Genomic DNA, 25,256 nt, shown 5'->3' with positions numbered 1-25,256 from the left:
TCAAAGGCTTATGGGTAAATCACTGGTCATCGTCGAATCACCGGCCAAAGCGAAAACGATCAACAAATACCTCGGTAAGGACTTCGTTGTGAAGTCCAGTGTCGGTCATATTCGCGATTTGCCAACCGGTGGGGGTAACAAGCAACCCGTAGACGCGAAGGAGCGTGCGCGGCGTGCAGCTGAAACTCGCAAGCTCTCCCCTGAGGCAAAGGAAGCTTACAAGCGCAAGAAAAACCGCGAGCAACTTATCAAGCGTATGGGCATCGATCCCGATCACGGTTGGCAGGCGCACTATGAGATTCTACCGGGCAAAGAAAAAGTCGTAAGTGAGCTGCAGAAGCTTGCTGAGAGTGCCGACCACATCTACCTCGCGACGGATTTGGATCGCGAAGGGGAGGCTATTGCCTGGCATTTGCGCGAGGCGATAGGCGGCAATGATGATCGCTACCGACGTGTAGTTTTTAATGAGATTACCAAGTCGGCAATCCAGGAGGCTTTTAAAGACCCTGGGCGTTTAAATATCAACCGGGTTAATGCCCAGCAAGCTCGCCGCTTTCTCGATCGTATAGTTGGGTATATGGTGTCGCCCCTGCTTTGGGAAAAGGTAGCGCGGGGGCTCTCCGCTGGACGCGTACAGTCTGTTGCTGTGCGCTTGGTAGTTGAGCGTGAACGTGAAATTCGTGCATTTATTCCTGAAGAGTATTGGACCCTATTTGCAGATACGGCGACACATAAAGCAAACAAACTGCGCCTTGAAGTAAAAAAACAGGCTGGCGAGGTATTCCGTCCCACTAACGAGACTGATGCCAGTAGTGCTGCGCAGAAGCTGCAATCCAGTGAGTTTGTAGTCAGTGGTCGTGATGATAAGCCAACCAGTTCCAAGCCTGGCGCTCCCTTTATTACTTCGACACTGCAGCAGGCTGCGAGTAATCGCCTGGGCTTTAGTGTCAAAAAGACCATGACCTTGGCCCAGCGCTTGTATGAAGCCGGCCACATCACCTATATGCGTACTGATTCAACCAACCTCAGTAAGGAGGCGGTTGAATCGGCGCGTGAATATATTGGTGAAAATTACGGTGGTAAGTATCTTCCTGACACACCGAACAGCTACAGCAGCAAGGAAGGTGCCCAGGAAGCTCACGAGGCAATTCGTCCATCTGATGTTCGTATTGCGCCAAATATGCTTTCCGGAGCTGAACGGGATGCGGAGCGACTCTATAACCTGATTTGGCAACAGTTTGTTGCTTGCCAGATGACACCCGCTCAATTTACCTCCACCTCGATAGTGGTGACAGCAGGGGAGTTTGAGCTTCGCGCACGAGGCCGTGTTATTCGCTTTGATGGCTTCCTTAAAGTGGCTCCTCCCGCTGGCAAAAAAGACGAAGACCTTGTGTTGCCGGATGTGAAGGTCGGGGATAAGTTGGCTTTGGAAAAGCTGGACCCGAAACAGCACTTCACCAAGCCCCCAGCCCGTTTCAGCGAAGCAGCCCTGGTAAAAGAGCTGGAAAAACGTGGTATTGGCCGCCCCTCTACGTATGCTTCGATTATCTCCACCATCCAGGATCGCGGATATGTACGGTTGGAGAACCGTCGCTTTTATGCAGAAAAAATGGGCGATATCGTTACCGATCGCCTTAGTGAGAGCTTCAAGAACCTGATGGATTATGGGTTTACCGCGAATCTTGAGGAATCCTTGGATGCGGTGGCCGATGGAGATAAGGGTTGGAAACAGTTACTTGATGAGTTTTATCAGGACTTTTCCTCGCGCCTTGAGAAGGCACAGTCAACTGACGAGGGCATGCGCCGCAATACCCCGACAGATACGGACATTGAGTGCTCAAAGTGCGGCCGCCATATGCAGATTCGAACCGGCTCCACAGGAGTTTTCCTGGGGTGCTCCGGTTATGCTTTACCACCCAAGGAGCGTTGCACCAATACCATGAATCTGGTTTCTGGTGATGAAGCGGTGGATGCAGATAAAGATGAAGAAGCAGAATCCCGGCTGCTGCGTGAGAAGCGCCGTTGTGCCATATGTGGTACAGCGATGGATAGTTACCTTGTCGATGAACACCGCAAGCTGCATATCTGTGGTAACAATCCGGATTGCAGTGGCTATGAAGTGGAGCAGGGAACTTTCAAAATCAAGGGTTATGATGGCCCAATTATCGAGTGTGATAAATGCGGCAGTGATATGCAGCTAAAGTCCGGTCGCTATGGAAAATACTTCGGTTGTACCAATGAAGCTTGTAAGAATACCCGTAAGCTTTTGAAAAATGGCCAACCGGCTCCCCCGAAAATGGATCCGGTATCTATGCCAGAGTTGGCCTGCTTAAAAGTGGAGGATCACTATATCCTGCGTGATGGGGCTTCGGGTTTGTTCCTTGCTGCCAGCCAGTTCCCTAAAAATCGTGAAACTCGCGCACCACTGGTGAGGGAGTTGCTCCCGCATAAGAGTGAGATTGATCCTAAATACACTTTTCTGTTCTCTGCTCCTGTTGAGGATGATCAGGGACGGGATACAGTAATTCGTTTTAGCCGCAAGACCCAAGAGCAGTATGTACAGTCTGAGGAGGAGGGCAAGGCAACGGGGTGGCGAGCCTTCTACCGCGATGGTAATTGGCAGGTTGAGGCCGGCAGTAAGGCTACCACAGCGAAGCGCAAGCCAGTGCGTAAAAAAATAGCTGCAAAAAAGTAAATGAGTAATCCTTTTACAGGGCAGGTTGCCTCGGCTCTGCGCAAAGCCCAGCTGTTACTGCAGCTGACCAGTGATGTGTCACCGCTGCAAAGTGCCGCACTTGAGGAGGCGGTTGTGTTGCAGCTCTGGAAAGCATACAGAGCTTTTCTTGTTGAGCTTTCGCATCAGCTGCAGCTGGGTTTTGAGCCGGAGTCCCTTCAGATGATAGCTGACAGCCTTGAGACTCAGGGCAGGGCCAGTAATGAGGTGAAAGAGTTACAGCAATTGAATGAGCAGCCCGATAGTTGGCTAAATCAGCTGCTGCAAGCCTGGACTTTGCTATTGTCTTTGCCGTCAAATACTGAGGTTAAGCGCGAAGCGCCCAATTTGATACCGATACATAATGTTGGTCGGGAACCGGTAACAATTACCGTTCAAGGGCTCACGCAATGGCATAAATCTATGGTTGAGTTGATTCGTAGGCAGCGGGCCAATCTGGAAGAGTGTTAGTTGCAGGTACTTTCGTACCATGTTTCTCAGCTTTTAGGCCCCTGATACTTCTAATTTGCCTGTGGTACACTGTGCGCAAACTGATGTGCAGTGAAGGAAAAGCGAATGTCCTCCGAAACTTTCGAAATTATTGAGCTGGCCAATGGCGATGTGGCATTGCGTCGTGCTGGTCACAAGGAGGACCCTCTGGTGAGTATTCATTTCTCAGCTGAGAGTCTACAATTCCTGAGAAAACACAAAGTGGCTGTTGCGCGTGCAATGCTGGAAGCAGGTATAGAAACTGTACAGAATTTGGATGATCTGGAGCCTGGTTACTTTGAAGAAGAAGATGAGTCGATGCCGGTTAACCATACTATCCATTGATTGAATGGTTAATAGAGATATGATTCAACAGCGGCCATTGGCCGCTGTTGTTGTTTTAGCTTTGAGATTAATACAGGTTATGGTGTTTGACGAATGACGCCTACTGCCAAGCCTTCGATCACAAAGTTCTTATCCCGCATATCCACCTGGATAGTTTCAAAGTCTTCATTCTCTGGCAGCAGTTGAACAGTCGCTTGATTACCTTTGCGGCGGAAACGCTTAACAGTTACTTCCTCGTCAATTCTCGCTACGACAATCTGTCCATTCCTGACTTGCTCAGTTTTCTGTACTGCAAGCAAATCCCCATCCAGAATCCCCGCATCGCGCATACTCATTCCATGAACCCGCAATAGGAAGTCTGCAGGGGGGTGAAAGAAGCTGGCAGGAAGATCGCAGTAATCCTCAATATGCTCTGTAGCAAGAATTGGGTTGCCTGCGGCTACACGCCCGATAATGGGAAGCCCCGACTGGTGATCGGGGATACGAATTCCACGTGAGGCGCCGGCAACCATCTCAATGGCCCCTTTTCGCGCCAGTGCTTTCAGGTGCTCTTCTGCTGCATTTGGTGAGCGGAACCCCAGTTCCTGAGCGATTTCCGCTCGAGTGGGAGGGTAGCCAGTATCATCGAGATAGGCTTTGATGAGCTCTAATACCTGAGCCTGGCGTGCGGTGAGATTGGTCATAGATTTACCTAGCTTTTCTGTATTTATATACAGTTGCTGGGATTATATACAGAATTAAGCTTCACGCAATCCTAACACCCGCCTCTTCATAAGCTGCTACATTGTTTATGAAAACAAGTAATGAGAGTAATCGTTGAAAGATCTGACAACGAGGGAAAAAAATAATGTTAGATGTGAAAATGCCAGAGGCATGGCGGGTTCTGCGGATTCAGTCCGAGTTGGTTGATGGAATAGAGCGCCTGGTAGCGCTCAGTGGAGCAGTAACAGTTTTTGGAGGGGCGAGGTTTACCGAGGATAGCCCTGAATATCAACAGGGGGTAAAGCTGGGAGAGCTGTTGGCTGCGGAGGGGGTGCCCGTGATTACAGGTGGAGGGCCCGGCCTTATGGAAGCCTGTAATAGAGGAGCCTTCGATCAGCCAGGCACCTCCATTGGGTTAAACATAGAGCTGCCCTTCGAGCAGGCGGCGAATCCATACCAGGATATCAGTTTAAATTTTCGTTATTTCTTTGTTCGTAAATTTATGTTTGTTAAGCATGCAGTAGGCTTTGTGGGCTTGCCTGGTGGCTACGGAACGCTGGATGAACTGTTTGAAGCGCTGACATTGGTGCAGACACAAAAGGTCCGTCGCTTCCCCATCGTGCTTGTGGGTAAGCGCTATTGGGCAGGACTCTACAACTGGTTGGTAGATACAGTACTTGAACGAAATTGTATTGATGCCAGTGACCTGGATTTATTTCATATCGTGGATACCGTCGAAGAGACAGCGGACCTGATTATGAAATATATGCGGACCAGGGACTGATCAAACGCGACTCTATAAATGCCAACATCTGATACTGAAAGCTCCACAATGAGTTGGCCAGTGATCTAATGGGTTTTGTAGTCTAGTCAGCTCAATTCAAATTTTCTTGATAAGAGATAAACCCTCTTTGCGTTTTTATTGCTAAAAATGGTAGCTGCTTTAAGCAAGGTCCCGGTAGCCTTTTCGTTGAAGTTGCAATAATTCAAATTCTTTCATTGTGCAAAGTTAGTTCTTAAAGCGTTGGAACTTCCATAGAGTCTATTCTTTATTCAGTTCCTTCCAGCTTCTTAGATTATTTAAGGTTATTTTTTGGGAGATTGAATTATGCCAATTTTCGGCCCCCGATTGTCGAGGCCTGTGAACTTGGGGGATCTGCTATCTCTGCCCCTGAATAGCAGGCCGGATACAAAGGCATTAGTTTCAGGAAGTCGAGAATGGACTTGGAGGGGGTTGCAGAGGGATATTGATGCTCTGGCCAAGGGGTTGATCACAATGGGATTACACAAAAGTGATCGGGTCGCAACCCTGATGCCTAACCGGGGTGAAATACTCGTTTTTTATCTCGCATGCTTGAAAGTGGGGCTGGTGGTTGTCCCGCTAAACTACAGGTACACAACTCTGGAGATTGACTACGCTCTTGAAAAGAGTGGCGCAGTTGCGCTAATTATAGGTGCAGAGCGGAGTGAGGATATTCAGGATAGTAAATTTATTGGTAAATTAAAAAGAGGGTTTCTTTACTTTGGTGGTGTGTTCGAAGATACAAGAAGTTATGAAGGTCTAATCAATGCCGGTGGGCAGCCTGCTGAAATTCCTGTATCCAGTATCAGTGATCCTGCATTTTTATTTTTTACATCTGGAAGTACTGGCAAGCCAAAAGCCGTTGTGCACAGCTTGCTATCCTTTGGTTCTATCGTAGCTGGTTTCGTTGCTGCCCTGAAGTTAACTCGGGACGATATCGTTCTGCCTGGAGGTTCAATCGCACATGTCGGGTCGCTTTCAACGGCCCTGGCAGCTCTCTCCGTGGGTGCGAAGACAGTTATTCCACAAAGTTTTGATGGTGAGGAAATTCTGTCGATATTGCGGAGTAGCCGGCCAACTATTTTGGTTATGGTTCCGGCAGTATTTATTGCAATGGAACGCAATCCGGGAGCCAGGCGTGAAGATTTTGAATCTCTTCGAGTGTGCTTCACCGGCGGAGATAAATTTCCAGTAAATATTGCTAAAGAATTTACCAACAAAACCGGCCAAATGATCCAGGAAGGATATGGACTGACAGAAGCTCCCGACTGTCTTTTCAATCAATCGCTCTCACCAGATAAATCTGGATCTGTAGGTACTGTTGCTCCAGGCTACGTTGCTAGCCTGCGCGATGAGAAAGGCCAAGAAGTGGCACCTAATGTTGATGGCAATCTCTGGCTCCGTGGGTCGCCAGTTATGACTGGCTACTGGAAAAACCCCCAGGCAAATAGGGAGGCGTTATCTGATGGTTGGTTTGATACGGGCGATGTTATGCGTGTCGACTCTGATGGTTGTTTTTGGTTTCGCGGTCGAAAGAAGCAAATTATTGTCCACGATGGCTCAAATATATCGCCTCAGGAAGTAGAGGAAGCTCTCATGGAGCACCCGTCTGTAAATCTAGCAGGCGTAATCGGTATTCGTGATGACACGCACGGGGAGAGCGTTTGGGCTTTTATCACCTTGAAAAAAAATGTACCTATGCCAAGTGTCAGTGAAGTTATTCGTTTTGCAAAAAAACGTATTGGATACAAGGCTCCGGAGGTAGTCGAAATTCTGGCGGATATGCCAATTAATCCAACGGGAAAAATTGACAGGGTGGCCTTAAAGAGGCTTGCCGAAGCCCAGTTGGTTCAAGGCAAGGAAAAGTGAATATATTTGGGGCCTAGTGTCACAGGCGAAGGCACCTCCGTATTTGTGCTTCCAGCAAATCAAAATCTCAGATCTGGCTTTTTTGCTCTATAGGATGAATCGAGAAGCCCTCCGATATTTTTCCGAGCCGTCCTCTATATACCTGGGTAATGTGACTTAGGGTGAAGCACTGTAACCGCTTCCAGCTGATGAAGGAGATGAGTGCCGTTGGCTGAGCAATGGAATGTGCTACTCTGGCCAGAGTTAAACAACTGTTTTAAATGATGGTTTGAGAGATATGAGCCAGACGGATACTGTCAGCCGCATTCTGGATGCAGCCGAGGCCCTGTTTGCAGAACGTGGTTTTACTGAGACTTCCCTGCGCACAATTACGAGTACTGCAGGGGTTAACCTGGCTGCGGTTAACTATCACTTTGGTTCAAAGAAAGAGTTGATCCAGGCGGTTTTTGAGCGATTCTTGACCCCCTTTACCGAAGACCTTGAGGCCGAGTTAGATCGTCGTATCGCCACCGGCCAAGAGCTGCACGTGGAGGGATTATTAGAGAGCCTCTATCGAGTGGGCCTCGGTGGTTTGAGTGACAGAGGGCTCGATCCACAGCGTTTTATGCGCCTATTGGGGCTGGCCTATACGCAGTTCCAGGGGCACTTACGTCGCTTTATAGTGTCTCGATACGGGGATAGTTATCGCCGTTTTGCAGGCTTGTTGGCTGAGGCCTTACCGGGTGTGGACCCTGTAACCTTTTATTGGCGCCTGTACTTTATGCTGGGGGCTACGATCTTCACCCTGTCGAGTTACGATGCCATAGAAGCTATCCTGAGAGAGGATTTTGGTGCACAGAGCAGCCTGCCGGAGACCCTTGAGCGGTTGGTTCCGGCGGCCTCTGCAATGTTGAAGGTGGAGGCTATCTAGTTTTAAGTGGCTCTTATTGGCTGATAACAGAGGAATAGAATATGTCTGCACCCTTGGGACCGGTCATGGTTGATATTGAGGGATTAGAGCTTACCGATGCGGACTGCGAGCTTCTGCGTCATCCCCTTGTTGGCGGGTTGATTTTCTTCGCACGTAATTACCGGGATCGCGCGCAGCTGCAAGGCTTGATAGCGGATATTAGAGCTGTACGCCCTGAGATTTTAGTGGCTGTTGATCAGGAGGGGGGCAGGGTTCAACGCTTTCGTTGCGAGTTTACCCGTTTGCCATCTATGCAAGTATTGGCAGCGAAGGCCAGCGAGGAGCAGTTGCAGGACGTGGGTTGGCTATTGGCCACTGAATTGCTGGCGGTAGGGGTGGACTTCAGCTTCGCCCCGGTATTGGATGCTGATGATCAACACAGCCGAGTGATCGGCGACCGCAGCTTTTGTGCAGATCCCAAGCGTTTGGAGCTATTCGCACGTCCATTTATGCGAGGAATGCACGAAGCAGGCATGGCGACAACGGGTAAGCATTTCCCTGGTCATGGCCATGTACTAGAAGATAGCCATGTAGAGCTTCCTGAAGACAAGCGTTCACTGGAGCAGGTAATGGAGTCCGATGCCTTACCTTTTGTGGACTGCATCGCCTCCTCTCAATTGGATGCAATAATGCCAGCACATATTCGTTTCGTGAATATTGACAGTCAGCCGGTCGGATTTTCCCGTTACTGGCTACAAGACATCTTGCGAGGGCGATTGGGTTTTGGCGGTGTTATCTTTAGTGACGACCTGTCGATGGAGGGGGCTGGTGCTGCAGGCGGTTATGGAGGGAGAGTTCGTGCAGCGCTGGAGGCGGGATGTGATATGGGGGTTATTTGTAACAACCGAGACGGCGCCTTGGAGGCGTTGGCCGCCCTGCAGGACTACATACCCCAGGGAGAATCCAGCGAGCGCTTGAAAGCTATGCGTGGCAGGCCCTTGATAACATCCTGGTCGGAACTTGAAAAGAGTGCGCGTTGGCATAGAACCCGTGGCTGGTTGGCGTCGATAATGCATTAAGGGCTCGAAATTTTGATGCCCGCCCAAATTATCTGGGAGTATCAGAAAGATTGTCGAGCTCAGATTTAGATGAGCGGAGGGGGTATTCGTGGAATCCGTAGATAGCATTCTAATGTCTTGGCTCGGTGAGAACCGGGTTTGGATAGTATGGGTTTTCCTTATTGTGCTGGCTTCAGCTTTGGGAGCCTGGGCCTTTGGGCGCTTTGTACAGCGATTAGCGGCAAGAGCCGAGAAGACGGTTAATCCGTGGGATGATGCTCTTGTTGGGGCCATGTCACCACCTGGACCAGTGCTTGTTTGGCTTGTGGGATTGACTGTTGCCGCGCAGCGGGCAGGACAGGCTACCGGGGCTGAGATTTTCTCTCTGGCTGAACCAATACGGGAGATAGGGCTTATCCTGGTTCTATCCTGGTTTGCCTGGCGATTTTCCCATAGTGCTGAGCACAACCTGTGTAACCCTCGCTATATTGGCAAGCCGATGGATGCCACTACAGTGCGGGCAATCGGAAAGTTGGTGCGGGCCTCCATCGCTATCACTGCCGGCATAGTCATCATGCAGTTTCTTGGCTATAGCGTCAGTGGCGTGTTAGCGTTTGGCGGCATTGGTGGGTTGGCAGTGGGTTTTGCAGCCAAGGACCTGTTGGCCAACTTCTTTGGCGGGCTGATGATTTACTTGGATCGTCCATTTGCCGTGGGCGACTGGATACGCTCTCCGGATAAGGAAATTGAGGGTACCGTTGAGGATATTGGCTGGCGCCTGACACGCATCCGCACCTTTGATATGCGCCCTGTGTATGTTCCCAATAGCATCTTCACTCAGATTTCTGTGGAGAACCCCTCGCGAATGCTCAATCGCAGGATCTTTGAGACCATCGGCATCCGTTATGAAGATGCCCATTCAATGGCTTCAATAGTGGCGGATGTTAAAGAAATGTTACAGCAGCATCCTGAAATTGACTCTAATCGAACCCTTATAGTCAATTTCAATAGTTTTGCTGCATCGTCGTTGGATTTCTTTATATATACCTTTACCAGAACAACAGATTGGGTGAGATATCACGAAATCAAACAGGACGTTCTGTTAACTATCCTAAAAATTGTCGAAAAACACGGTGCCTCCTGTGCGTTTCCGACTTCGACTATTCATATTGCCGATATTCCTTCATTAGCCCGTGAGGCCGCGTTAGACAGTTGAGTATAGGGAGTGCAATAAGGTACAAATGATTAGTTTATATATGGTCTCTAAGTGATATTTTGACGGTTAATTACCCATACTGGTAAAAACGTAGTATTTATTTCACATAGAAACCTAGACACTGGCGCTGTTTTATCTAAGAATCAGGGTACGTCCTTTGGGTATCTACCTAAAGGATTAAGCAAGATAGCATTCTGCATGAAGCAGTCTGTTAACAATGGGGTGGCGTTTGCCCCTCTTGCCGAAAGTAGTATTGAGGTAATTGAGGTAGGCGCAATAACAATAATGAGGTTTTCTCAATGAGTGATCGCGTTACAGGTACTGTGAAGTGGTTTAATAACGCACGGGGTTATGGCTTCATCACCTGTGGAGAAGGAACTGAAGACATTTTTGTTCATTATCGCAGCATTCGCGGCGAGGGTTATAAAACCCTTAACGAGGGGCAGGCGGTAGAGTTCGAAATGCAACAAGGTGACAAAGGACTGCTGGCGGAAGATGTTGTTCCCTGTGAGTGATTTACGGATCGCTCGTTGAAAGAACTGTTGTCGTGTAGGGTTGTGCAGATACCTGCTGCCAGCTCTGCCAGCGCCTCTGGAAAAGTGGGCTGAAAGGTCCGCTTTTCTATTCCGTTTCCTTCATTGGATTGGTTCCTTTTTTCCGTAGGTTAAGAGGTTGGCTATTTTGTGACTGTTGATATTGCTACGGTCTAAATGCCCGCCGCCAGTATATTTTGATTCTCGTTTTATTCTCTTGCTTAATCCAGTTGAATTAACCTCTCATTAATTTTTAGAATTAATCAATTTGAAACCTGTTTAATGTTATAGGCTTCTTTCCCAATTGTGCCCCAAAATTCTGCGGTTAGTGAAAATGTATTGTCCAATCAAAAGGATGTAAGGAAAGAAAATTGATAATTAAGCGTATGTTGAAAAAAGTGGTTTGTTATAAGAGCTGATTTCTGCATTTAGTTTATAAAAAATTATTCTTTAGTCTTTTTGCATGCAATGTACTTAATTCGAAATTTATTAACTGACTTTAAATTTGGTTGTATCTTGGGGAGTGTAGATTGGCGAGGTAAAGGATTAAAGTAATACCCCCCATTGTTGTGGGGGATAAGTTGGCTAGCTTAAGGTTTTATTAGTCAGTTTCCAGTATTCGAAATATTATTCTCTATGGTATTGCTTGCTTTTATATCTTCTTCTGTCGGTTTAGCTACGGTGCGGACTTCAATCAGAATACCGAAGGCGGGGTGGTCGATATAGTGTAATTGTCCGCTACGTAAGCGGCGTTCATGTTGCAAGCGGGCAGTGTGAGCGGCATAAACCATATGCTCAGTTTCCAGCTGGGGCTCGCTTAGCGTTACAGGTTCATAGTCTGACAAGGAATTTGGGACATCCTGTAGCGCAACGCTCTTATAGTTTTCTTCAGACTGTGCCCTGCTTTTTATTTCCAGTGGAGCTTCGACGGCGACCCTTGGCCGTTGTGGCAACAATACGCCATCAACGGAAGCTGGGGTGGAAAAATCATTTAGCCAGAGGTCTGTGCTGATGTGGAGATAGCGGGAGACGCTCAGGGTGATCGAGCCTCCCAGTTGGCTGTGGCCTTGGAAGGTGTCGCCGCCGTCGATCAGAATGGCGGGGGAGTTTCGCTTTTGCTTCAATATTTGGCGCCATGCCTTGTGAAACAGAATCCGGTCACCACCTCTTGCAAGGGCAGTAGCCTTGTTGCCCAGTAGGGTTGCTGTGGGCGAGAGGAGTAAACTGGAGTGACTTCCTGACTCTACCTTATCGCCATTGGTTTCCAGCGGCTCAAATCCCAACGGCTCATCGGTGCTGACTTCTTCCCCGGCCAGCTCTGTTAGAGATACCGCTTCTGGAGAGGGGGTCGGTTGTGGGTTTTCCTGGCGGGTCTCGAAGTCCACCCAGTTGGAAGGGTACTCCAGGCGTGGATTTGCTGGCCAGTTTTCACTAGTCTGCGCCATGCCTTGGGGGCGCTCGAAAATGATCATCTCGATTTCGAAAGTGTTCCCTGCATAGTTGGCGGCTTGCGTGCCTGCAGCAGCGAGCGCCAGGGCTAGGGTGGAGCAGAGGCGAGTTATCCTTTTCACGGTCATGGAGTTACCACTTTTCATCTTTCTATGGTCGGTGCCTGGAGGAGCGGCCGAAGCCAGTTTTTGGTGTCGGTAATTTTGGCAGCAGGAATTGCTGGTGTCGATCGATCACCTCACTGGCTGCGAGATATTATCATTGCGCTAGCCGCTCCAAAACTTCATTGATTTCCTGCAGCTTGCGATCTGGACCTTCCTCATCAAGGCTGAAGTTTAGTTGGTTGGCGCCTGCCAATTGATAGCGGCCAGGTTGGGTTTGAACCAGCTTTACCAGGGTGAGAGGGTCTACCTGGGTTGTGTCAGCAAACTCTATTCTGCCGCGGGCGGCAGAGGCTTCCAGCTTGCGAATGCCCATTTTATCCGCCTTCAGTTTGATTTCAGTGGTGCGGAACAGGTGCTTTACCGACTCCGGCAGCAGGCCAAAACGATCTATCATCTCTACTTGCAGCTCCTTGAGTTGTTGGCGATCGACAGCGTTGGCAATGCGCTTGTACATCATCAGGCGGCCGTGCACATCGGGTAGGTAGTCTTCAGGGATGAGTGCCGGCACTCGCAGATTGACATCAACCGCAGGAGACTCCAGAGGTTCATCGATATTGGGTGTGCGCCCCTCGCGAATTGCCTTTACTGCTCGGTCGAGCATCTCCATATACAGGTTGAAGCCTACACTTTGGATCTGCCCGCTCTGTTCTTCACCAAGTAGCTCACCGGCACCGCGAATTTCCAGATCGTGAGTGGCCAGAGTAAAGCCTGCCCCCAGATCCTGGGCTTCACTGATTGCTTCCAGTCGCTTTACAGCATCGCTGGTCATGGAGCGCTTGTTGGGTGTCAACAGGTAAGCGTAGGCCTGGTGGTGGGAGCGTCCTACTCGGCCGCGCAGCTGATGAAGCTGAGCCAGCCCGAACTTATCTGCGCGCTCAATCAGGATGGTATTGGCGGTGGGGACGTCGATACCGGTCTCAATTATGGTGGTACAAACCAGCACGTTAAAGCGTTTGTGGTAGAAGTCACTCATGACCTGTTCCAGCTCGCGCTCGCGCATTTGCCCGTGGCCAATACCGATACGCGCTTCAGGAATCAGCTCTTGCAGTTCCCGGGCAATACGCTCGATGCTCTTGACTTCGTTGTGCAGGAAATATACCTGGCCACCACGCAGAATTTCCCGGAGTATGGCCTCCTTTACCAGGGCGTCATCGCGCTCACGTACAAAGGTCTTTACCGATAGGCGGCGCGCCGGAGGAGTGGCAATCACCGAGAGGTCGCGAATACCGGCCATTGCCATATTTAAAGTGCGAGGAATTGGTGTGGCAGTCAGGTTGAGAATATCGACTTCTGCACGCAAACTCTTGAGGCGTTCTTTCTGGCGTACGCCAAAGCGGTGTTCTTCATCAATAATCAGCAGTCCCAGATTTTTAAAGTCCAGGTCACTCTGTAGCAGCTTATGGGTGCCGACCAGGATGTCCACTTTGCCACTGGCTACTTTTTCTTTCACGCTGTCCACTTCCTTGCCTGATCGGAAGCGTGAGATCACTTCAATATTGATAGGCCAGTCTGCAAATCGGTCCTGGAAAGATTGAAAATGCTGCTGAGCGAGTAGGGTCGTTGGCACCAGCATGGCCACTTGCTTGCCTGCATGAGCGGCGACAAATGCCGCACGCATGGCGACTTCGGTTTTGCCAAAGCCCACGTCGCCACAGACCAGTCGGTCCATGGGTTTCTTCGACAGCATATCGCCAATCACGGATTCAATGGCCTGCTGCTGGTCTGGCGTTTCCTCGAAGGGGAAGGCCGCAGAGAACTCTCGGTAAGCCAGCTTGGGATCGGCAAAGGCATGGCCGACACGTGCCTCCCGGCGAGCGTAAATATCCAGGAGTTCGGCGGCGGCATCGCGCACTTTTTCAGCGGCTTTGCGCTTGGCTTTCTGCCACTGTTCACTGCCCATTTTGTGTAATGGAGCCAGGGCTTCATCAGCGCCAGAGTAGCGGCTGATCAGATGCAGGCTGGCTACGGGCACATAGAGCTTGGCCTCATTGGCATACTCCAAGGTTAGGAATTCAGCGGGTTGGCCGTCGATCTCCAGGTGTTGCAAGCCGCGATAGCGACCCACGCCATGATCAATATGTACTACCGGGGCGCCTATACGCAGTTCCGCCAGGTTTTTAACTGCATTGTCTGCGTCGTCCTTAGCTTTCTTGCGGCGACGCTGCTGTAGTACCCGTTCGCCGAATAGCTGCGGCTCAGCGATTAAATTAATGGAGGGGTCAGTAAGTAGCAGCCCTTGGTCAAGGGGGGCGACGGTGATGCCGATGGCTTCATCGCTGTACAGGAACGCCTCCCAGCTGGCAAAGGCTGGGGGAGCCAGGTGAATGCCTTTAAGGAGTTCCAGCAATGCCTCACGGCGCCCGCCACTTTCCGCGCAGAAAAGCACCCGCCCAGAGCATTCCATCAGGTAGCTTTCCAGAGCTGCCATGGGTTGTTCAGCTTTACCATCTACGGGTAGGGTCGGCGGTACCAGGGTGGCAAAATTGTAGTTGCCCTGACTATTCGGCAGAGTATCGGTGGAGAAAATGGCTCTCGGCATGGACTTGAGGGCACCGTTGAATTCATCCACATCGAGCAGGATGTGACGGGGTTGTAGTATAGGGCGAGTCAGGTCGCCGCAGCGGCTCTCATAGCGATTGCTGACCTCACGCCAGAAGCTTTCTATTGCTGCTTGGATATCCCCCTGAATGAATGCCTGGCTGTTCTCGGGAAGGTAGTCGAAGAGGTTCGCGCATTTATTATCGAAGAATAGCGGCAGGTAGTATTCAATACCCGCTGGGGCTATGCCCGCGCTGATATCCTGGTAGATAGGTACCAGGCTGGGGTCGGCCTGGAATTGCTCATGCCAGTTCTGCAGGAAGCCGGAAAGTCCGGCTTTGTGCATGGGAAATTCCCGCGCGGGGAGCAGATGAATCGTTTCCACCTTGTCCACAGTGCGCTGGGTTTCTGGGTCAAAAGTGCGCAAGGATTCGATTTCATCGTCAAACAAATCGATGCGATAGGGCAGCGGGCTGCCCATGGGAAATATATCCATTAAGGAGCCGCGCACGGCAAATTCACCATGCTCATAAACGGTGTCCACGCAGTGATAGCCCGCCTGCTCCAATAAGCGCCGCTGGATGTCGATATCAAATTGTTGCCCCTCGCTCAGGATCAGGGCGTTGCCGGCAACATAGTCGCACGGGGGTAGGCGGTGCATCAGGGTACTTACCGGCACTATCACAATGCCGCTGCCCATTTTGGGCATTCGATAAAGGGTGGCAAGGCGGTCGGAAATGATGTCCTGGTGAGGTGAGAAAGTATCGTAGGGAAGTATCTCCCAGTCAGGGAAATGAAAGATCTCAAGTGGCTGTTCCGGGCCGTCATCTCGCTGAGGTTTGTTAAAAAATTTCAATTGCACCTCTAATCGGTGCGCCTCAAGGCTATCTCCAGTGATCAGCAGTGTCGGGGATTTGCTGTTGCGAGCTGCGTTTAATACGGCGAGCGCGGCCGCTGCGCCATGCAGCTGCCCCCAGAATTGCCGGTCATTGCGGTTGAGAAACTTTGGTGGAGTCAGGGGCTGTATATCGGTCATCTTTCCTTATATATCCGCGCTTTCATCTGCTGTAGTGCCAGGGGCGGCTATTGTAGCCGTGAAAGGGTCTGGCTGCAGTCTATGTTAACCGTGCCTGTGCTTTGGGTTGCGAACGGCTACGCTTTTTTTGATATTGCACTACATCCGGCAGCGGGCTAGCGAAAAGGTAGTTTTACTACATTTTTTTGACTTTTTTTTGCCCAGTTGCGTAGGCATAGGTGAATACTGATAATGCGCAGCCACATGGCCCTGGTGAGGTATCAGGCCGTGATTTCCTGCCTATTAATATTTTGCAGAGGTGTCTGACAGTGACTCAGAAGCGACCGAAGCCCGCGGACTTTTTCAAGGACTGGAAGCAGCGTGAAGCGCTGGCCGAATCCATGATCCCGATGATCGGAAAGCTCAACCGCGAGCAAAACGTCGGTATTTATATGTACGGCCGCAACCTGGTAAATCGCTCAGTTCTGAGCATTATGAAAGCGCACCGTTTCGTGCGTCAGGTTGAGGAGAATGAACTCTCCGAGTTTGAAACCTTCCCTGTGTTGGAAGCTATCTGCAAATTGGACCTGGGTCCTGTACACATTGACCTGGGAACCCTGACCAATAAATTTATGCGCGACGATCGCAATCTGTCTGTAGACGATTTCGTACGTGAGGAACTGGCGGATGCCAGTGGTGCTGGCAAGCCTTTGCCTGAGCCCAAGGATGTAGTGATCTACGGCTTTGGCCGTATCGGTCGCTTGGTTGCTCGTTTGCTGGTTGACAAAGCTGGCAGCGGCGACGTCCTGCGCCTGCGCGCAATCGTGCTGCGTAAGGGCAAGGCCCCGAATGATCTGGTGAAGCGCGCCTCCCTGCTGCGTCGCGATTCCGTACACGGCGCCTTCCAGGGCACTATCCGCGTGGATGAGGAGACTAGCTCCTTGATCTGCAACGGTAATGAGATCAAGGTCATCTATGCCAACTCTCCGCAGGAGGTGGATTACACCGAGCACGGTATTAACGATGCAATCATCGTGGATAGCACCGGTGTATGGCGTGACGAAGATGGCCTGAGTCAGCACCTGGAAAGCCCAGGTGCTTCCAAAGTGATCCTGACCGCTCCGGGTAAAGGCGATATCAAGAATATCGTTTACGGTATCAACAACGGTGACATCAAGCCAGAAGACAAGATCCTTTCCGCAGCATCCTGTACCACTAACGCTATCGTGCCGGTACTGAAGGCTATGATGGACGGCTACGGTGTTGAGCATGGCCACGTGGAAACCGTGCATGCATATACCAACGACCAGAACCTGATCGACAACTACCACAAGGGTGAGCGTCGCGGTCGCGCAGCTGCGTTGAATATGGTTCTGACTGAGACCGGCGCTGCCAAAGCTGTCGCCAAGGCGCTGCCAGAGCTAAAGGGCAAGCTCACTGGTAATGCGATTCGTGTTCCGACCCCGAACGTTTCCATGGCGATCCTCAACCTGAATTTGGGCAAAGAGGCCACCAAGGAAGAGCTGAATGAGTACATGCGCGAAGTGGCTCTGCACTCTCCGCTGCGTCAGCAGATCGACTACACCAACTCTCCGGAAGTAGTGTCCAGCGATTTTGTTGGCTCCCGTCGTGCCTGCGTATTCGATTCCAATGCAACAATCGTTGACGGTAAGAATGCGGTGCTTTACTGCTGGTACGATAATGAGTTCGGTTACAGCTGTCAGGTGGTTCGCTGCCTGGAAGATATGGCCGGCGTTCGTTACGAGTTGTTCCCCAAGAAAGACTGAGGCGTCAGCTGAAAGTCTCCAGGTCGGTCTCAGGGGCCGGCCAGTGGGGTGAGGCGGCTCTCGTAGCCGTCCGCCCGGATCTCTCCAAATCCCTGTTTTTCCAGTAAAAATTTCTCAACTTAGTGTTAGTTAGAGACTTCCCAGGCTGGTAAAGCCTCTGTCCCATCTTTATAATGCGCGCGATTTTGCGGGGCGGCCGTGCGCCGAGAAGTTAGCGCGCACAACCTTTTAGTTAGCTTCCTTCCGCCCGGTCTACGGGTGAAACGGCATAAGCCCTCGCTACATGGAATTCCACAGTATGGCTCGCCAGTCTGGGATCGACTGTTTGTCAGTTTGAACCCGGAACGGTGGGCCGTATTGCAATTTTATAAACTAGAAACTTAGGCATAGGCGTATGAGAAAGATCCGTCGGGGATTGGACTTACCCATATCCGGCGCGCCCGAGCAGGTCATCCACAAAGGGCCTGCGATCAAGACCGTTGCTGTTCTCGGTCCCGATTATCACGGGATGAAACCGACAATGGCGGTGGCTGTAGGGGATCGCGTCAATCTTGGTCAGCTACTGTTCAGTGACAAAAAAACCGAAGGTGTGCGCTACACAGCGCCGGCCGCTGGTCGTATTGTTGCTATTAATCGCGGTGCCCGCCGTGTTCTGCAATCCGTTGTGATTGGCATTGACGGCGATGCAGCAGAACAGTTCCAAAGCTACAGCGCAGATAAACTGTCTGGTCTGACGCGCGAACAGGTCGTTGAGAACCTGGTTGAATCCGGTATGTGGACCGCACTGCGCACCCGCCCGTTCAGCCGCGTTCCCGCCCTGGACGCTAAACCGGAAGCGGTGTTTATCAATGCGATGGACACCAATCCTCTGGCTGCCAACCCAGAAGTGGTCATTGCCGAGAACCCCAAAGCCTTCTCTCAGGGCGTTGAGATTCTTTCCAAGCTGGCGGAAACCACTTACGTCTGTACCGCCCCTGATGCAGATATCCCCGTACCGAGCGCTGCGAATATTCGCCGCGAAGCTTTTGCCGGCCCCCATCCGGCAGGTCTGTCCGGTACCCATATCCACTACTTGAACCCGGTTTCCGGTTCTCGCAGTGTATTCACCATTAATTACCAGGATGTGATTGCCGTAGGCAAACTATTTGCCACCGGTAAACTGTTCACCGATCGCGTTGTTTCCCTGGCCGGCCCTCAAGTCAAGCAGCCGCGTCTTCTGCGCACTCGTCTCGGCGCCAGCCTGGAAACTTTGACTTCCGGTGAGTTGAAAGGTGATAACGACCGCGTTATTTCCGGCTCGGTATTTGGCGGTCGTACTGCTGAAGGTCCTTTGGGTTACCTGGGCCGTTACCACAACCAGATTTCTGTTCTGGAAGAGGGCGATGAGCGCCCATTCCTGCACTACCTGCGTGCCGGTAACAAGCGTTTCTCCGTATTCCCGATTTACCTCTCGCGCCTGTTCAAGAACAGGCTGTTCAATTTCACTACCAGTACCAACGGTTCCGAGCGTGCCATGGTACCGGTTGGCACTTATGAGAAGGTCATGCCGCTGGACGTACTGCCGACCCAGCTACTGCGCTCCCTGATCGTGGGTGATACCGCTATGGCCCAGAAACTGGGTGCTCTGGAGTTGGATGAGGAAGATCTGGCGCTGTGCACCTTTGTGTGTCCGGGCAAGTACGAATACGGCCCCATTTTGCGGGACAACCTGACCCGTATTGAGAAGGAGGGGTAAGTATGCTGCGTAAATTCCTCGATTCAATCGAACCAAAATTTCATAAAGGCGGTAAGTTCGAAAAGTTCTACGCCCTGTTTGAAGCGATTGACACCGGTCTGTTTCAGCCGGCAGACAAGACCAAAACTACTGCTCATGTGCGCGATGGTATCGACCTGAAGCGTATTATGATCACGGTTTGGGCTTGTGCGATGATCCCTGCCTTCTATGGTATGTGGAATATCGGCTTCCAGGCCAACACCATTCTCGAAGGTATGACCAATCCGGATCTGTCCGGCTGGCGCCACGCCATTATTGGTGCTTTGACCTCCTACAACCCAGCTAGCCTGTGGGACAACTTTGTCTACGGAGCCATGTACTTCCTGCCGATTTATGCGGTCACCTTTATTGTGGGTGGTATCTGGGAAGTGTTGTTCGCCGCTGTGCGCGGTCACGAAGTGAACGAAGGCTTCTTCGTAACCTCCATCCTGTTCGCCTTGACCTGTCCGCCGGATCTGCCTCTGTGGATGGTGGCTATGGGCATCAGCTTCGGTGTGGTTATCGGTAAGGAAGTATTCGGTGGTACCGGCAAGAACTTCCTCAACCCGGCTCTTACCGGCCGTGCCTTCGTATTCTTTGCCTATCCGGCAGCAATGTCTGGCGATGCAGTATGGACTGCGGTTGACGGCTATACCGGTGCTACTGCGCTGTCTGTTATGGCCAGCGAAGGTATCCAGAACGGTATCGTCAATGCTGCTGTTGGCCAGGTAACCTGGTTCGACGCTTTCTTCGGTCAGATCCATGGTTCCATTGGTGAAACTTCTACCCTGGCCATCCTGATTGCCGGCGTAATCCTGATGGGCATGAAGATCGCCAGCTGGCGCATCGTAGCCGGCACTCTGCTGGGCATGATGGCCACTGCGTTTATGTTCAACATGATCGGTTCCGAAACCAACCCAATGTTCCAGGTACCCTGGTACTGGCACCTGGTAGTGGGTGGTTTCGCCTTCGGTCTGATCTTTATGACCACTGACCCTGTATCTGCAGCGATGACCAATATCGGCCGCTGGTGGTACGGCATCCTGATTGGGGTGATGGTTGTCCTGATTCGTGTGGTGAACCCGGCCTTCCCGGAAGGCATGATGCTGGCGATCCTGTTCGCCAACCTGTTCGCTCCGCTGTTTGACCACTTTGTGGTGCAGTCCAATATCAAACGGAGGTTGGCACGTGGCTAATAAAGATTCCGTAACCGGTACTCTGATTGTCGCGCTGGTAATGTGCCTGGTGTGCTCCGTGGTGGTTTCCACTGCGGCGGTAATGCTGAAGCCTGCCCAGCAGGCGAATGCCGAGCTGGACATGAAGCGCAATGTACTGATGGCAGGGGGCCTGCTAAAGGATTCCCACGCTAGCAAAGCTGAGGTTGAGAAGGCCTTCGCGGATATTCAGATCAAATATGTTGACCTGAATACCGGCAAGTTCACCGATCAGGCTCCGGCTGGTGGTAGCGGTCGTGCCGCTTCCAAAATTGCCTCTGCCAGCGAGAAGCTGCCCGCTGATGAGGACACGGCCAAAATTATCCGTCGGGAAAATACTAAAGAGGTATACCTGGTAGAGAAAGACGGCAAGCTGGATAAGATCATTCTGCCTATCCGTGGTTACGGCCTATGGGGCACCCTGTATGGCTTTCTCGCACTCGAGAGCAATCTCGACACCGTAGCAGGCCTCGGCTTCTACGAGCATAAGGAAACTCCCGGACTCGGTGGCGAAGTGGACAATCCCAACTGGAAAGCCCAGTGGATTGGCAAAAAGGTCTTCGATACCGATGGCAACGTTGACATCAACGTGATCAAGGGACAGGTAAACCCTGACAGCCCAGATGCGATTCACGAAGTAGATGGTTTGTCTGGTGCGACTCTGACCAGTAAGGGTGTTGATAACCTGGTGAACTTCTGGTTGGGTAACCAGGGTTATGGTCCCTTCCTGAAAAACCTGAAAGCAGGGGAGGCATAAGCATGAAAATCAAAGAGACTCTGCTAGAGCCGATTTTTAACAACAACCCGATCGCGCTGCAGATCCTGGGTATCTGTTCTGCACTAGCTGTTACCAGCTCACTGCAGGTTACCCTGGTAATGTGTATCGCTCTGACCTCGGTTGTGGCCTGTTCCAACGTTGCGGTATCTCTGATCCGCAGCCAGATCCCGAACAGCATCCGTATCATTGTACAGATGACCGTGATTGCCTCCCTGGTAATCCTGGTTGACCAGCTGATCAAGGCCCTGGCTTACGACATCTCCAAGCAGCTGTCCGTATTCGTTGGCCTGATCATTACCAACTGTATCGTAATGGGCCGTGCGGAAGCCTTCGCTATGAAGAACCCGCCACTGCCCAGCTTTTTTGATGGTCTTGGAAACGGTCTGGGTTATAGCGTAATCCTGATCGGTCTCGCGGTAATCCGTGAACTCTTCGGTGCCGGTAAACTGTTTGGTGTGGATATCCTGACTACCGTGAGCAATGGTGGTTGGTACATCCCTAACGGCCTACTGTTATTGCCGCCGAGTGCATTCTTCCTGATCGGCTTGTTCATTTGGGCAATTCGCGCCTGGAAGCCTGCCCAGGTTGAGCAGGATGAGTTCAAGATTGCGCCTAATTCCCAAGCGCAGGAGGCCTAATCCGTGGAACATTATATTTCTTTGATTATCCGCGCCGTTTTCGTTGAAAACATGGCGTTGGCCTTCTTCCTCGGTATGTGTACCTTCCTGGCGGTATCGAAGAAGATTGAGGCCGCTATTGGCCTGGGTGTTGCGGTTATTGTGGTACTGACTTTGACAGTACCGGTGAACAACCTGATCTACACCTACCTGCTGAAAGACGGTGCGCTGGCCTGGGCCGGCTACCCCGACGTGGACCTGAGCTTCCTCGGCCTGCTGTCTTACATCGGCGTAATTGCAGCACTGGTTCAGATCCTGGAGATGTTCCTGGATAAATACGTACCGGCGCTCTACAACGCTTTGGGTGTATTCCTGCCGCTGATTACCGTGAACTGCGCCATCATGGGTGCCTCTCTGTTCATGGTTGAACGGGAATATGCGTTTGGTGAGAGTGTTGCCTATGGCTTCGGTGCTGGCCTCGGCTGGGCACTGGCGATTACCGCACTGGCCGGTATTCGTGAAAAGCTGAAGTACAGTGACGTACCGGATGGCCTGAAAGGCCTGGGTATCACCTTCGTAACCGTTGGTCTGATGTCCCTGGGCTTCATGTCCTTCGGCGGCATCGATATCTAAGCGGGGAAAACAATAGAATGAGTATTGAAATTATCCTCGGCGTAGCGATGTTTACCGTTATCGTACTGGCGCTGGTAGCGGTGATCCTTGCGGCCCGCTCGCGCCTGGTAAACACCGGCAACGTCAATATCCTGGTTAATGGTGAGAAGACTCTCACCGTACCGGCCGGCGGCAAGCTGCTGCAAACCCTGGCTGCTAACAACCTGTTCCTGGCCTCCGCCTGTGGTGGCGGCGGCAGCTGTGCGCAATGTGTATGTAAAGTGACTGCGGGTGGTGGTGATATGCTGCCCACCGAAGCGGCACACTTTACTCCGCGAGATGCAAAGGAAGGTAAGCGTCTTTCCTGTCAAGTTGCTGTTAAGCAGGATATGGAAATCGAAGTACCGGAAGAGGTATTTGGTGTGAAACAGTGGGAGTGCACTGTGGAATCCAATCCAAACGTAGCCACCTTTATTAAAGAGCTGACCCTGCGTCTGCCTGAAGGTGAAAACGTTGACTTCCGTGCGGGTGGTTACGTGCAGTTGGAGGCTCCGCCCCACCACGTAAAATTTGCTGACTTCGAAGTAGAAGACCAATACCGCGGTGACTGGGAGCATTTCGGCTTCTTCAAGCTGGAGTCCAAGGTTACTGAGCCTGTGGTACGTGCCTACTCTATGGCCAACTACCCGGAAGAGAAGGGTGTTGTTAAATTCAACATCCGTATCGCGACTCCGCCGCCGCGCACGGAAGGTGTGCCCCCTGGCCAGATGTCTTCCTACGTGTTCAGCCTCAAGCCGGGTGACAAGATCAAGGTATACGGACCCTTCGGTGAATTCTTCGCCAAGGAAACCGATAACGAGATGGTCTTTATTGGTGGTGGTGCCGGTATGGCACCGATGCGTTCACACATCTTCGACCAGCTCAAGCGCTTGCACTCCAAGCGCAAGATCAGCTTCTGGTATGGCGCTCGCTCCCTGCGCGAAATGTTCTATGAAGATGACTACAACGGCCTGGCTTCTGAGTTTGACAATTTCCAGTGGCACGTGGCTCTGTCCGACCCACAACCTGAGGACAACTGGACTGGTTACACAGGATTCATTCACAACGTAGTGTATGAAAACTACCTGAAAGACCACCCGGCTCCGGAAGATTGTGAGTACTACATGTGTGGGCCGCCCATGATGAACGCCGCAGTAATCAATATGCTCAAAGACTTGGGCGTGGAGGATGAAAATATCCTCCTCGATGACTTCGGTGGTTAAACGGGGAGCTTAGTTTGCTAAACGCAATCAAAGCCCCGAAAAAAGCAAAAACAGGGCCCGTTCTTCCGGCCCTGTTTTTGCTTTGTGTGGCTGTAATTTTTTCTGCTTGTACACCGACACCTGAGAACTGGCAACTCAGTGGCCGCACCATGGGCACCACTTATCACATCACGGTTGTCGATGTTCCCCGAGGTGTTGAGCACAGCCAGTTGCAGACGCTGATCGATAGTGAGCTGCAACAGGTCAACCAGGAGATGTCCACTTACATCAATGATTCCGAGTTGATGCGTTTTAATCGCAGTCCTGTGGGTGAGGCCATTCCGGTTAGCGAACCGCTCGCCGATATTGTGCAGATGTCTCTGGATATCTATCGTCGCAGCGAAGGCGCCTTTGAGGTGACTGTGGGACCCCTGGTTAACTTGTGGGGTTTTGGCCCTCAACCAGAACCAGAGCGGATTCCCACCGATGCGGATATTGCCCGTTTGCAGCAGGTAGTGGGCTCTGATGCACTCGAGGTGACTCGTGAACCGGATACCATCACCCGCAATCGTCCAGTAGAGATTGACCTATCGGCCATCGCCAAAGGGCACGGCGTGGATCGGGTTGCGATGTTGTTGGAGCGGCAGGGAATTCTTAACTATCTGGTCGAAATCGGTGGTGAACTGCGTACCCTTGGTATGAATCCAAAAGGTAAGGCTTGGCGAATTGGCATTGAGGCGCCTGACTCAATGGGTCAAATGGTTCAGGAATCAATTGCTGTGAGTGGTAAAGCAGTGGCCACCAGTGGTGATTATCGCAATTATTACGAGCGCGACGGGGTACGTTATGCGCATAGCATAGATCCGCGTACTGGTCGCCCGCTAAAGCACCGATTGGCGTCGGTGACTGTTATAGCGGATACCTGTGCTGAGGCAGATGGTTTGGCCACTGCACTGAATGTACTTGGGGTCGAAGCGGGAATGGCTTTGGCAGAGCGTGAAAAGCTGGCTGTCTTTATGCTGGTGAAAACTGACAAGGGGTTTGAAGAGCGGTATAGCACCGCTTTTGCCCCTTACCTTGAGAGGTCTGAGTAGTGACAATATTTATATTTGCATTTGTTGCCATGCTACTGGTCGTTGCAGGGATGGCCCTTGGTGCCATGGTTCAAAACAAACCCCTGAAGGGTTCCTGTGGCGGGCTGAATAATATCGGCATGAAGCAGGACTGCACCATTTGTGGTGGCAACGATGACGAGTGCGAAAAAGAGCAAGAGCGCCAGCGCCAAAAAGGCATGGCTACTGAAGATCTCGCTTATGACGCAACCAAGCGCAAGTAAGCATCTTCCCTCCCAAGCCCGGGATCAACGGGCTTGTTGTTTTATGTCATTGGCATATTGTTGCTGATAATCGTAATTAAATAATGAGTGAGCAGCGCTCTCGCGTATCTCACTCCGTTTGGAAAACAGAATTTAG

General features: G+C 51.4%; 21 protein-coding genes. 18 read left to right on the top strand and 3 right to left on the bottom strand.

Annotation, left to right across the window (positions count from 1 at the left end; all coding sequences use genetic code 11):
* Positions 1-10 precede the first annotated feature (10 nt).
* From topA to G367_RS0110555, 3 genes are all read left to right on the top strand, one after another.
* Positions 11-2,695 carry a type I DNA topoisomerase gene (gene topA / locus G367_RS0110565; RefSeq protein ID WP_020413102.1) on the top strand — a complete coding sequence of 895 codons (2,685 nt, stop codon included), beginning with the start codon at positions 11-13 and terminating at the stop codon, positions 2,693-2,695.
* On the top strand, positions 2,696-3,184 hold the full coding sequence (locus G367_RS0110560; RefSeq protein WP_020413101.1) for a DUF6586 family protein: 489 nt from the start codon (positions 2,696-2,698) through the stop codon (positions 3,182-3,184).
* A 105-nt stretch (positions 3,185-3,289) separates the two neighbouring features.
* Complete coding sequence (locus G367_RS0110555; RefSeq protein WP_020413100.1) at positions 3,290-3,547, top strand: hypothetical protein; 258 nt, start codon at positions 3,290-3,292, stop codon at positions 3,545-3,547.
* Positions 3,548-3,624: 77 nt separating this feature from the next.
* Here G367_RS0110555 and lexA read toward each other — a convergent pair whose 3' ends face one another.
* The gene (gene lexA / locus G367_RS0110550; protein WP_026305064.1) at positions 3,625-4,230 is read right to left on the bottom strand and encodes a transcriptional repressor LexA; all 606 of its coding nucleotides are present in this window, start codon (positions 4,228-4,230) and stop codon (positions 3,625-3,627) included.
* Positions 4,231-4,394: 164 nt separating this feature from the next.
* Between lexA and G367_RS0110545 the strand changes: the two genes are divergently transcribed.
* From G367_RS0110545 to G367_RS0110520, 6 genes are all read left to right on the top strand, one after another.
* Entirely contained in the window at positions 4,395-5,033 is a 639-nt protein-coding gene (locus G367_RS0110545; RefSeq protein WP_020413099.1) for an LOG family protein, read from the top strand.
* Positions 5,034-5,357: 324 nt separating this feature from the next.
* Positions 5,358-6,920 carry a class I adenylate-forming enzyme family protein gene (locus G367_RS0110540; protein WP_026305063.1) on the top strand — a complete coding sequence of 521 codons (1,563 nt, stop codon included), beginning with the start codon at positions 5,358-5,360 and terminating at the stop codon, positions 6,918-6,920.
* Positions 6,921-7,197: 277 nt separating this feature from the next.
* A complete protein-coding gene (locus G367_RS0110535) occupies positions 7,198-7,830 on the top strand; it encodes a TetR/AcrR family transcriptional regulator (RefSeq protein ID WP_020413097.1) in 633 nt (210 codons plus the stop codon).
* A gap of 41 nt (positions 7,831-7,871) precedes the next feature.
* A complete protein-coding gene (gene nagZ, locus G367_RS0110530) occupies positions 7,872-8,888 on the top strand; it encodes a beta-N-acetylhexosaminidase (RefSeq protein ID WP_020413096.1) in 1,017 nt (338 codons plus the stop codon).
* Positions 8,889-9,000: 112 nt separating this feature from the next.
* Entirely contained in the window at positions 9,001-10,083 is a 1,083-nt protein-coding gene (locus G367_RS0110525; protein ID WP_020413095.1) for a mechanosensitive ion channel family protein, read from the top strand.
* Positions 10,084-10,382: 299 nt separating this feature from the next.
* Positions 10,383-10,598 (top strand): cold-shock protein, encoded by a 216-nt coding sequence (locus G367_RS0110520; RefSeq protein ID WP_020413094.1) that lies wholly within the window; start codon positions 10,383-10,385, stop codon positions 10,596-10,598.
* 623 nt (positions 10,599-11,221) lie between these two features.
* On the opposite strand, the gene G367_RS0110515 is transcribed toward G367_RS0110520, so the two are convergent.
* A complete protein-coding gene (locus G367_RS0110515) occupies positions 11,222-12,193 on the bottom strand; it encodes a CsiV family protein (protein ID WP_169337107.1) in 972 nt (323 codons plus the stop codon).
* 130 nt (positions 12,194-12,323) lie between these two features.
* Positions 12,324-15,803 carry a transcription-repair coupling factor gene (gene mfd / locus G367_RS0110510; protein ID WP_020413092.1) on the bottom strand — a complete coding sequence of 1,160 codons (3,480 nt, stop codon included), beginning with the start codon at positions 15,801-15,803 and terminating at the stop codon, positions 12,324-12,326.
* Positions 15,804-16,105: 302 nt separating this feature from the next.
* Here mfd and G367_RS0110505 point away from each other — a divergent pair, with 302 nt between their 5' ends.
* The 9 genes from G367_RS0110505 (at position 16,106) to nqrM (ending at position 25,120) form a co-directional block, all read left to right on the top strand.
* Complete coding sequence (locus tag G367_RS0110505; RefSeq protein ID WP_040628710.1) at positions 16,106-17,569, top strand: glyceraldehyde-3-phosphate dehydrogenase; 1,464 nt, start codon at positions 16,106-16,108, stop codon at positions 17,567-17,569.
* 394 nt (positions 17,570-17,963) lie between these two features.
* Positions 17,964-19,304: a Na(+)-translocating NADH-quinone reductase subunit A gene (locus tag G367_RS0110500; protein WP_026305059.1), complete on the top strand. Its 1,341-nt coding sequence runs from the start codon at positions 17,964-17,966 to the stop codon at positions 19,302-19,304.
* A 2-nt stretch (positions 19,305-19,306) separates the two neighbouring features.
* Positions 19,307-20,518 carry an NADH:ubiquinone reductase (Na(+)-transporting) subunit B gene (locus G367_RS0110495; protein WP_020413089.1) on the top strand — a complete coding sequence of 404 codons (1,212 nt, stop codon included), beginning with the start codon at positions 19,307-19,309 and terminating at the stop codon, positions 20,516-20,518.
* Positions 20,511-21,293: a Na(+)-translocating NADH-quinone reductase subunit C gene (locus tag G367_RS0110490; RefSeq protein WP_020413088.1), complete on the top strand. Its 783-nt coding sequence runs from the start codon at positions 20,511-20,513 to the stop codon at positions 21,291-21,293. Before G367_RS0110495 ends, G367_RS0110490 begins: the two co-directional genes overlap by 8 nt.
* 2 nt (positions 21,294-21,295) lie before the next feature.
* Positions 21,296-21,952, top strand: coding sequence for an NADH:ubiquinone reductase (Na(+)-transporting) subunit D (locus tag G367_RS0110485; protein WP_020413087.1), 657 nt, complete (start codon positions 21,296-21,298; stop codon positions 21,950-21,952).
* 3 nt (positions 21,953-21,955) lie between these two features.
* Positions 21,956-22,564 carry an NADH:ubiquinone reductase (Na(+)-transporting) subunit E gene (nqrE, locus tag G367_RS0110480; protein ID WP_020413086.1) on the top strand — a complete coding sequence of 203 codons (609 nt, stop codon included), beginning with the start codon at positions 21,956-21,958 and terminating at the stop codon, positions 22,562-22,564.
* A gap of 17 nt (positions 22,565-22,581) precedes the next feature.
* Positions 22,582-23,805, top strand: coding sequence for an NADH:ubiquinone reductase (Na(+)-transporting) subunit F (gene nqrF / locus G367_RS0110475; RefSeq protein ID WP_020413085.1), 1,224 nt, complete (start codon positions 22,582-22,584; stop codon positions 23,803-23,805).
* A 14-nt stretch (positions 23,806-23,819) separates the two neighbouring features.
* Complete coding sequence (locus tag G367_RS0110470; RefSeq protein ID WP_020413084.1) at positions 23,820-24,878, top strand: FAD:protein FMN transferase; 1,059 nt, start codon at positions 23,820-23,822, stop codon at positions 24,876-24,878.
* The gene (gene nqrM / locus G367_RS0110465) at positions 24,878-25,120 is read left to right on the top strand and encodes a (Na+)-NQR maturation NqrM (RefSeq protein ID WP_020413083.1); all 243 of its coding nucleotides are present in this window, start codon (positions 24,878-24,880) and stop codon (positions 25,118-25,120) included. Before G367_RS0110470 ends, nqrM begins: the two co-directional genes overlap by 1 nt.
* Positions 25,121-25,256 lie beyond the last annotated feature (136 nt).

The organism is Microbulbifer variabilis ATCC 700307 (assembly GCF_000380565.1).
Lineage (GTDB): Bacteria > Pseudomonadota > Gammaproteobacteria > Pseudomonadales > Cellvibrionaceae > Microbulbifer > Microbulbifer variabilis.
This window is presented reverse-complemented; position numbering and strand designations above follow the sequence as displayed.

Coding starts and splice junctions, on each gene's coding strand:
- G367_RS0110515 (WP_169337107.1), bottom strand. CDS start 12,193: ATGACCGTGAAAAGGATAACTCGCCTCTGCTCCACCCTAGCCCTGGCG.
- G367_RS0110520 (WP_020413094.1), top strand. CDS start 10,383: ATGAGTGATCGCGTTACAGGTACTGTGAAGTGGTTTAATAACGCACGG.
- G367_RS0110560 (WP_020413101.1), top strand. CDS start 2,696: ATGAGTAATCCTTTTACAGGGCAGGTTGCCTCGGCTCTGCGCAAAGCC.
- G367_RS0110485 (WP_020413087.1), top strand. CDS start 21,296: ATGAAAATCAAAGAGACTCTGCTAGAGCCGATTTTTAACAACAACCCG.
- G367_RS0110545 (WP_020413099.1), top strand. CDS start 4,395: ATGTTAGATGTGAAAATGCCAGAGGCATGGCGGGTTCTGCGGATTCAG.
- G367_RS0110525 (WP_020413095.1), top strand. CDS start 9,001: ATGTCTTGGCTCGGTGAGAACCGGGTTTGGATAGTATGGGTTTTCCTT.
- G367_RS0110540 (WP_026305063.1), top strand. CDS start 5,358: ATGCCAATTTTCGGCCCCCGATTGTCGAGGCCTGTGAACTTGGGGGAT.
- mfd (WP_020413092.1), bottom strand. CDS start 15,803: ATGACCGATATACAGCCCCTGACTCCACCAAAGTTTCTCAACCGCAAT.
- G367_RS0110535 (WP_020413097.1), top strand. CDS start 7,198: ATGAGCCAGACGGATACTGTCAGCCGCATTCTGGATGCAGCCGAGGCC.
- nqrF (WP_020413085.1), top strand. CDS start 22,582: ATGAGTATTGAAATTATCCTCGGCGTAGCGATGTTTACCGTTATCGTA.
- G367_RS0110500 (WP_026305059.1), top strand. CDS start 17,964: ATGAGAAAGATCCGTCGGGGATTGGACTTACCCATATCCGGCGCGCCC.
- G367_RS0110495 (WP_020413089.1), top strand. CDS start 19,307: ATGCTGCGTAAATTCCTCGATTCAATCGAACCAAAATTTCATAAAGGC.
- nagZ (WP_020413096.1), top strand. CDS start 7,872: ATGTCTGCACCCTTGGGACCGGTCATGGTTGATATTGAGGGATTAGAG.
- G367_RS0110555 (WP_020413100.1), top strand. CDS start 3,290: ATGTCCTCCGAAACTTTCGAAATTATTGAGCTGGCCAATGGCGATGTG.
- topA (WP_020413102.1), top strand. CDS start 11: ATGGGTAAATCACTGGTCATCGTCGAATCACCGGCCAAAGCGAAAACG.
- lexA (WP_026305064.1), bottom strand. CDS start 4,230: ATGACCAATCTCACCGCACGCCAGGCTCAGGTATTAGAGCTCATCAAA.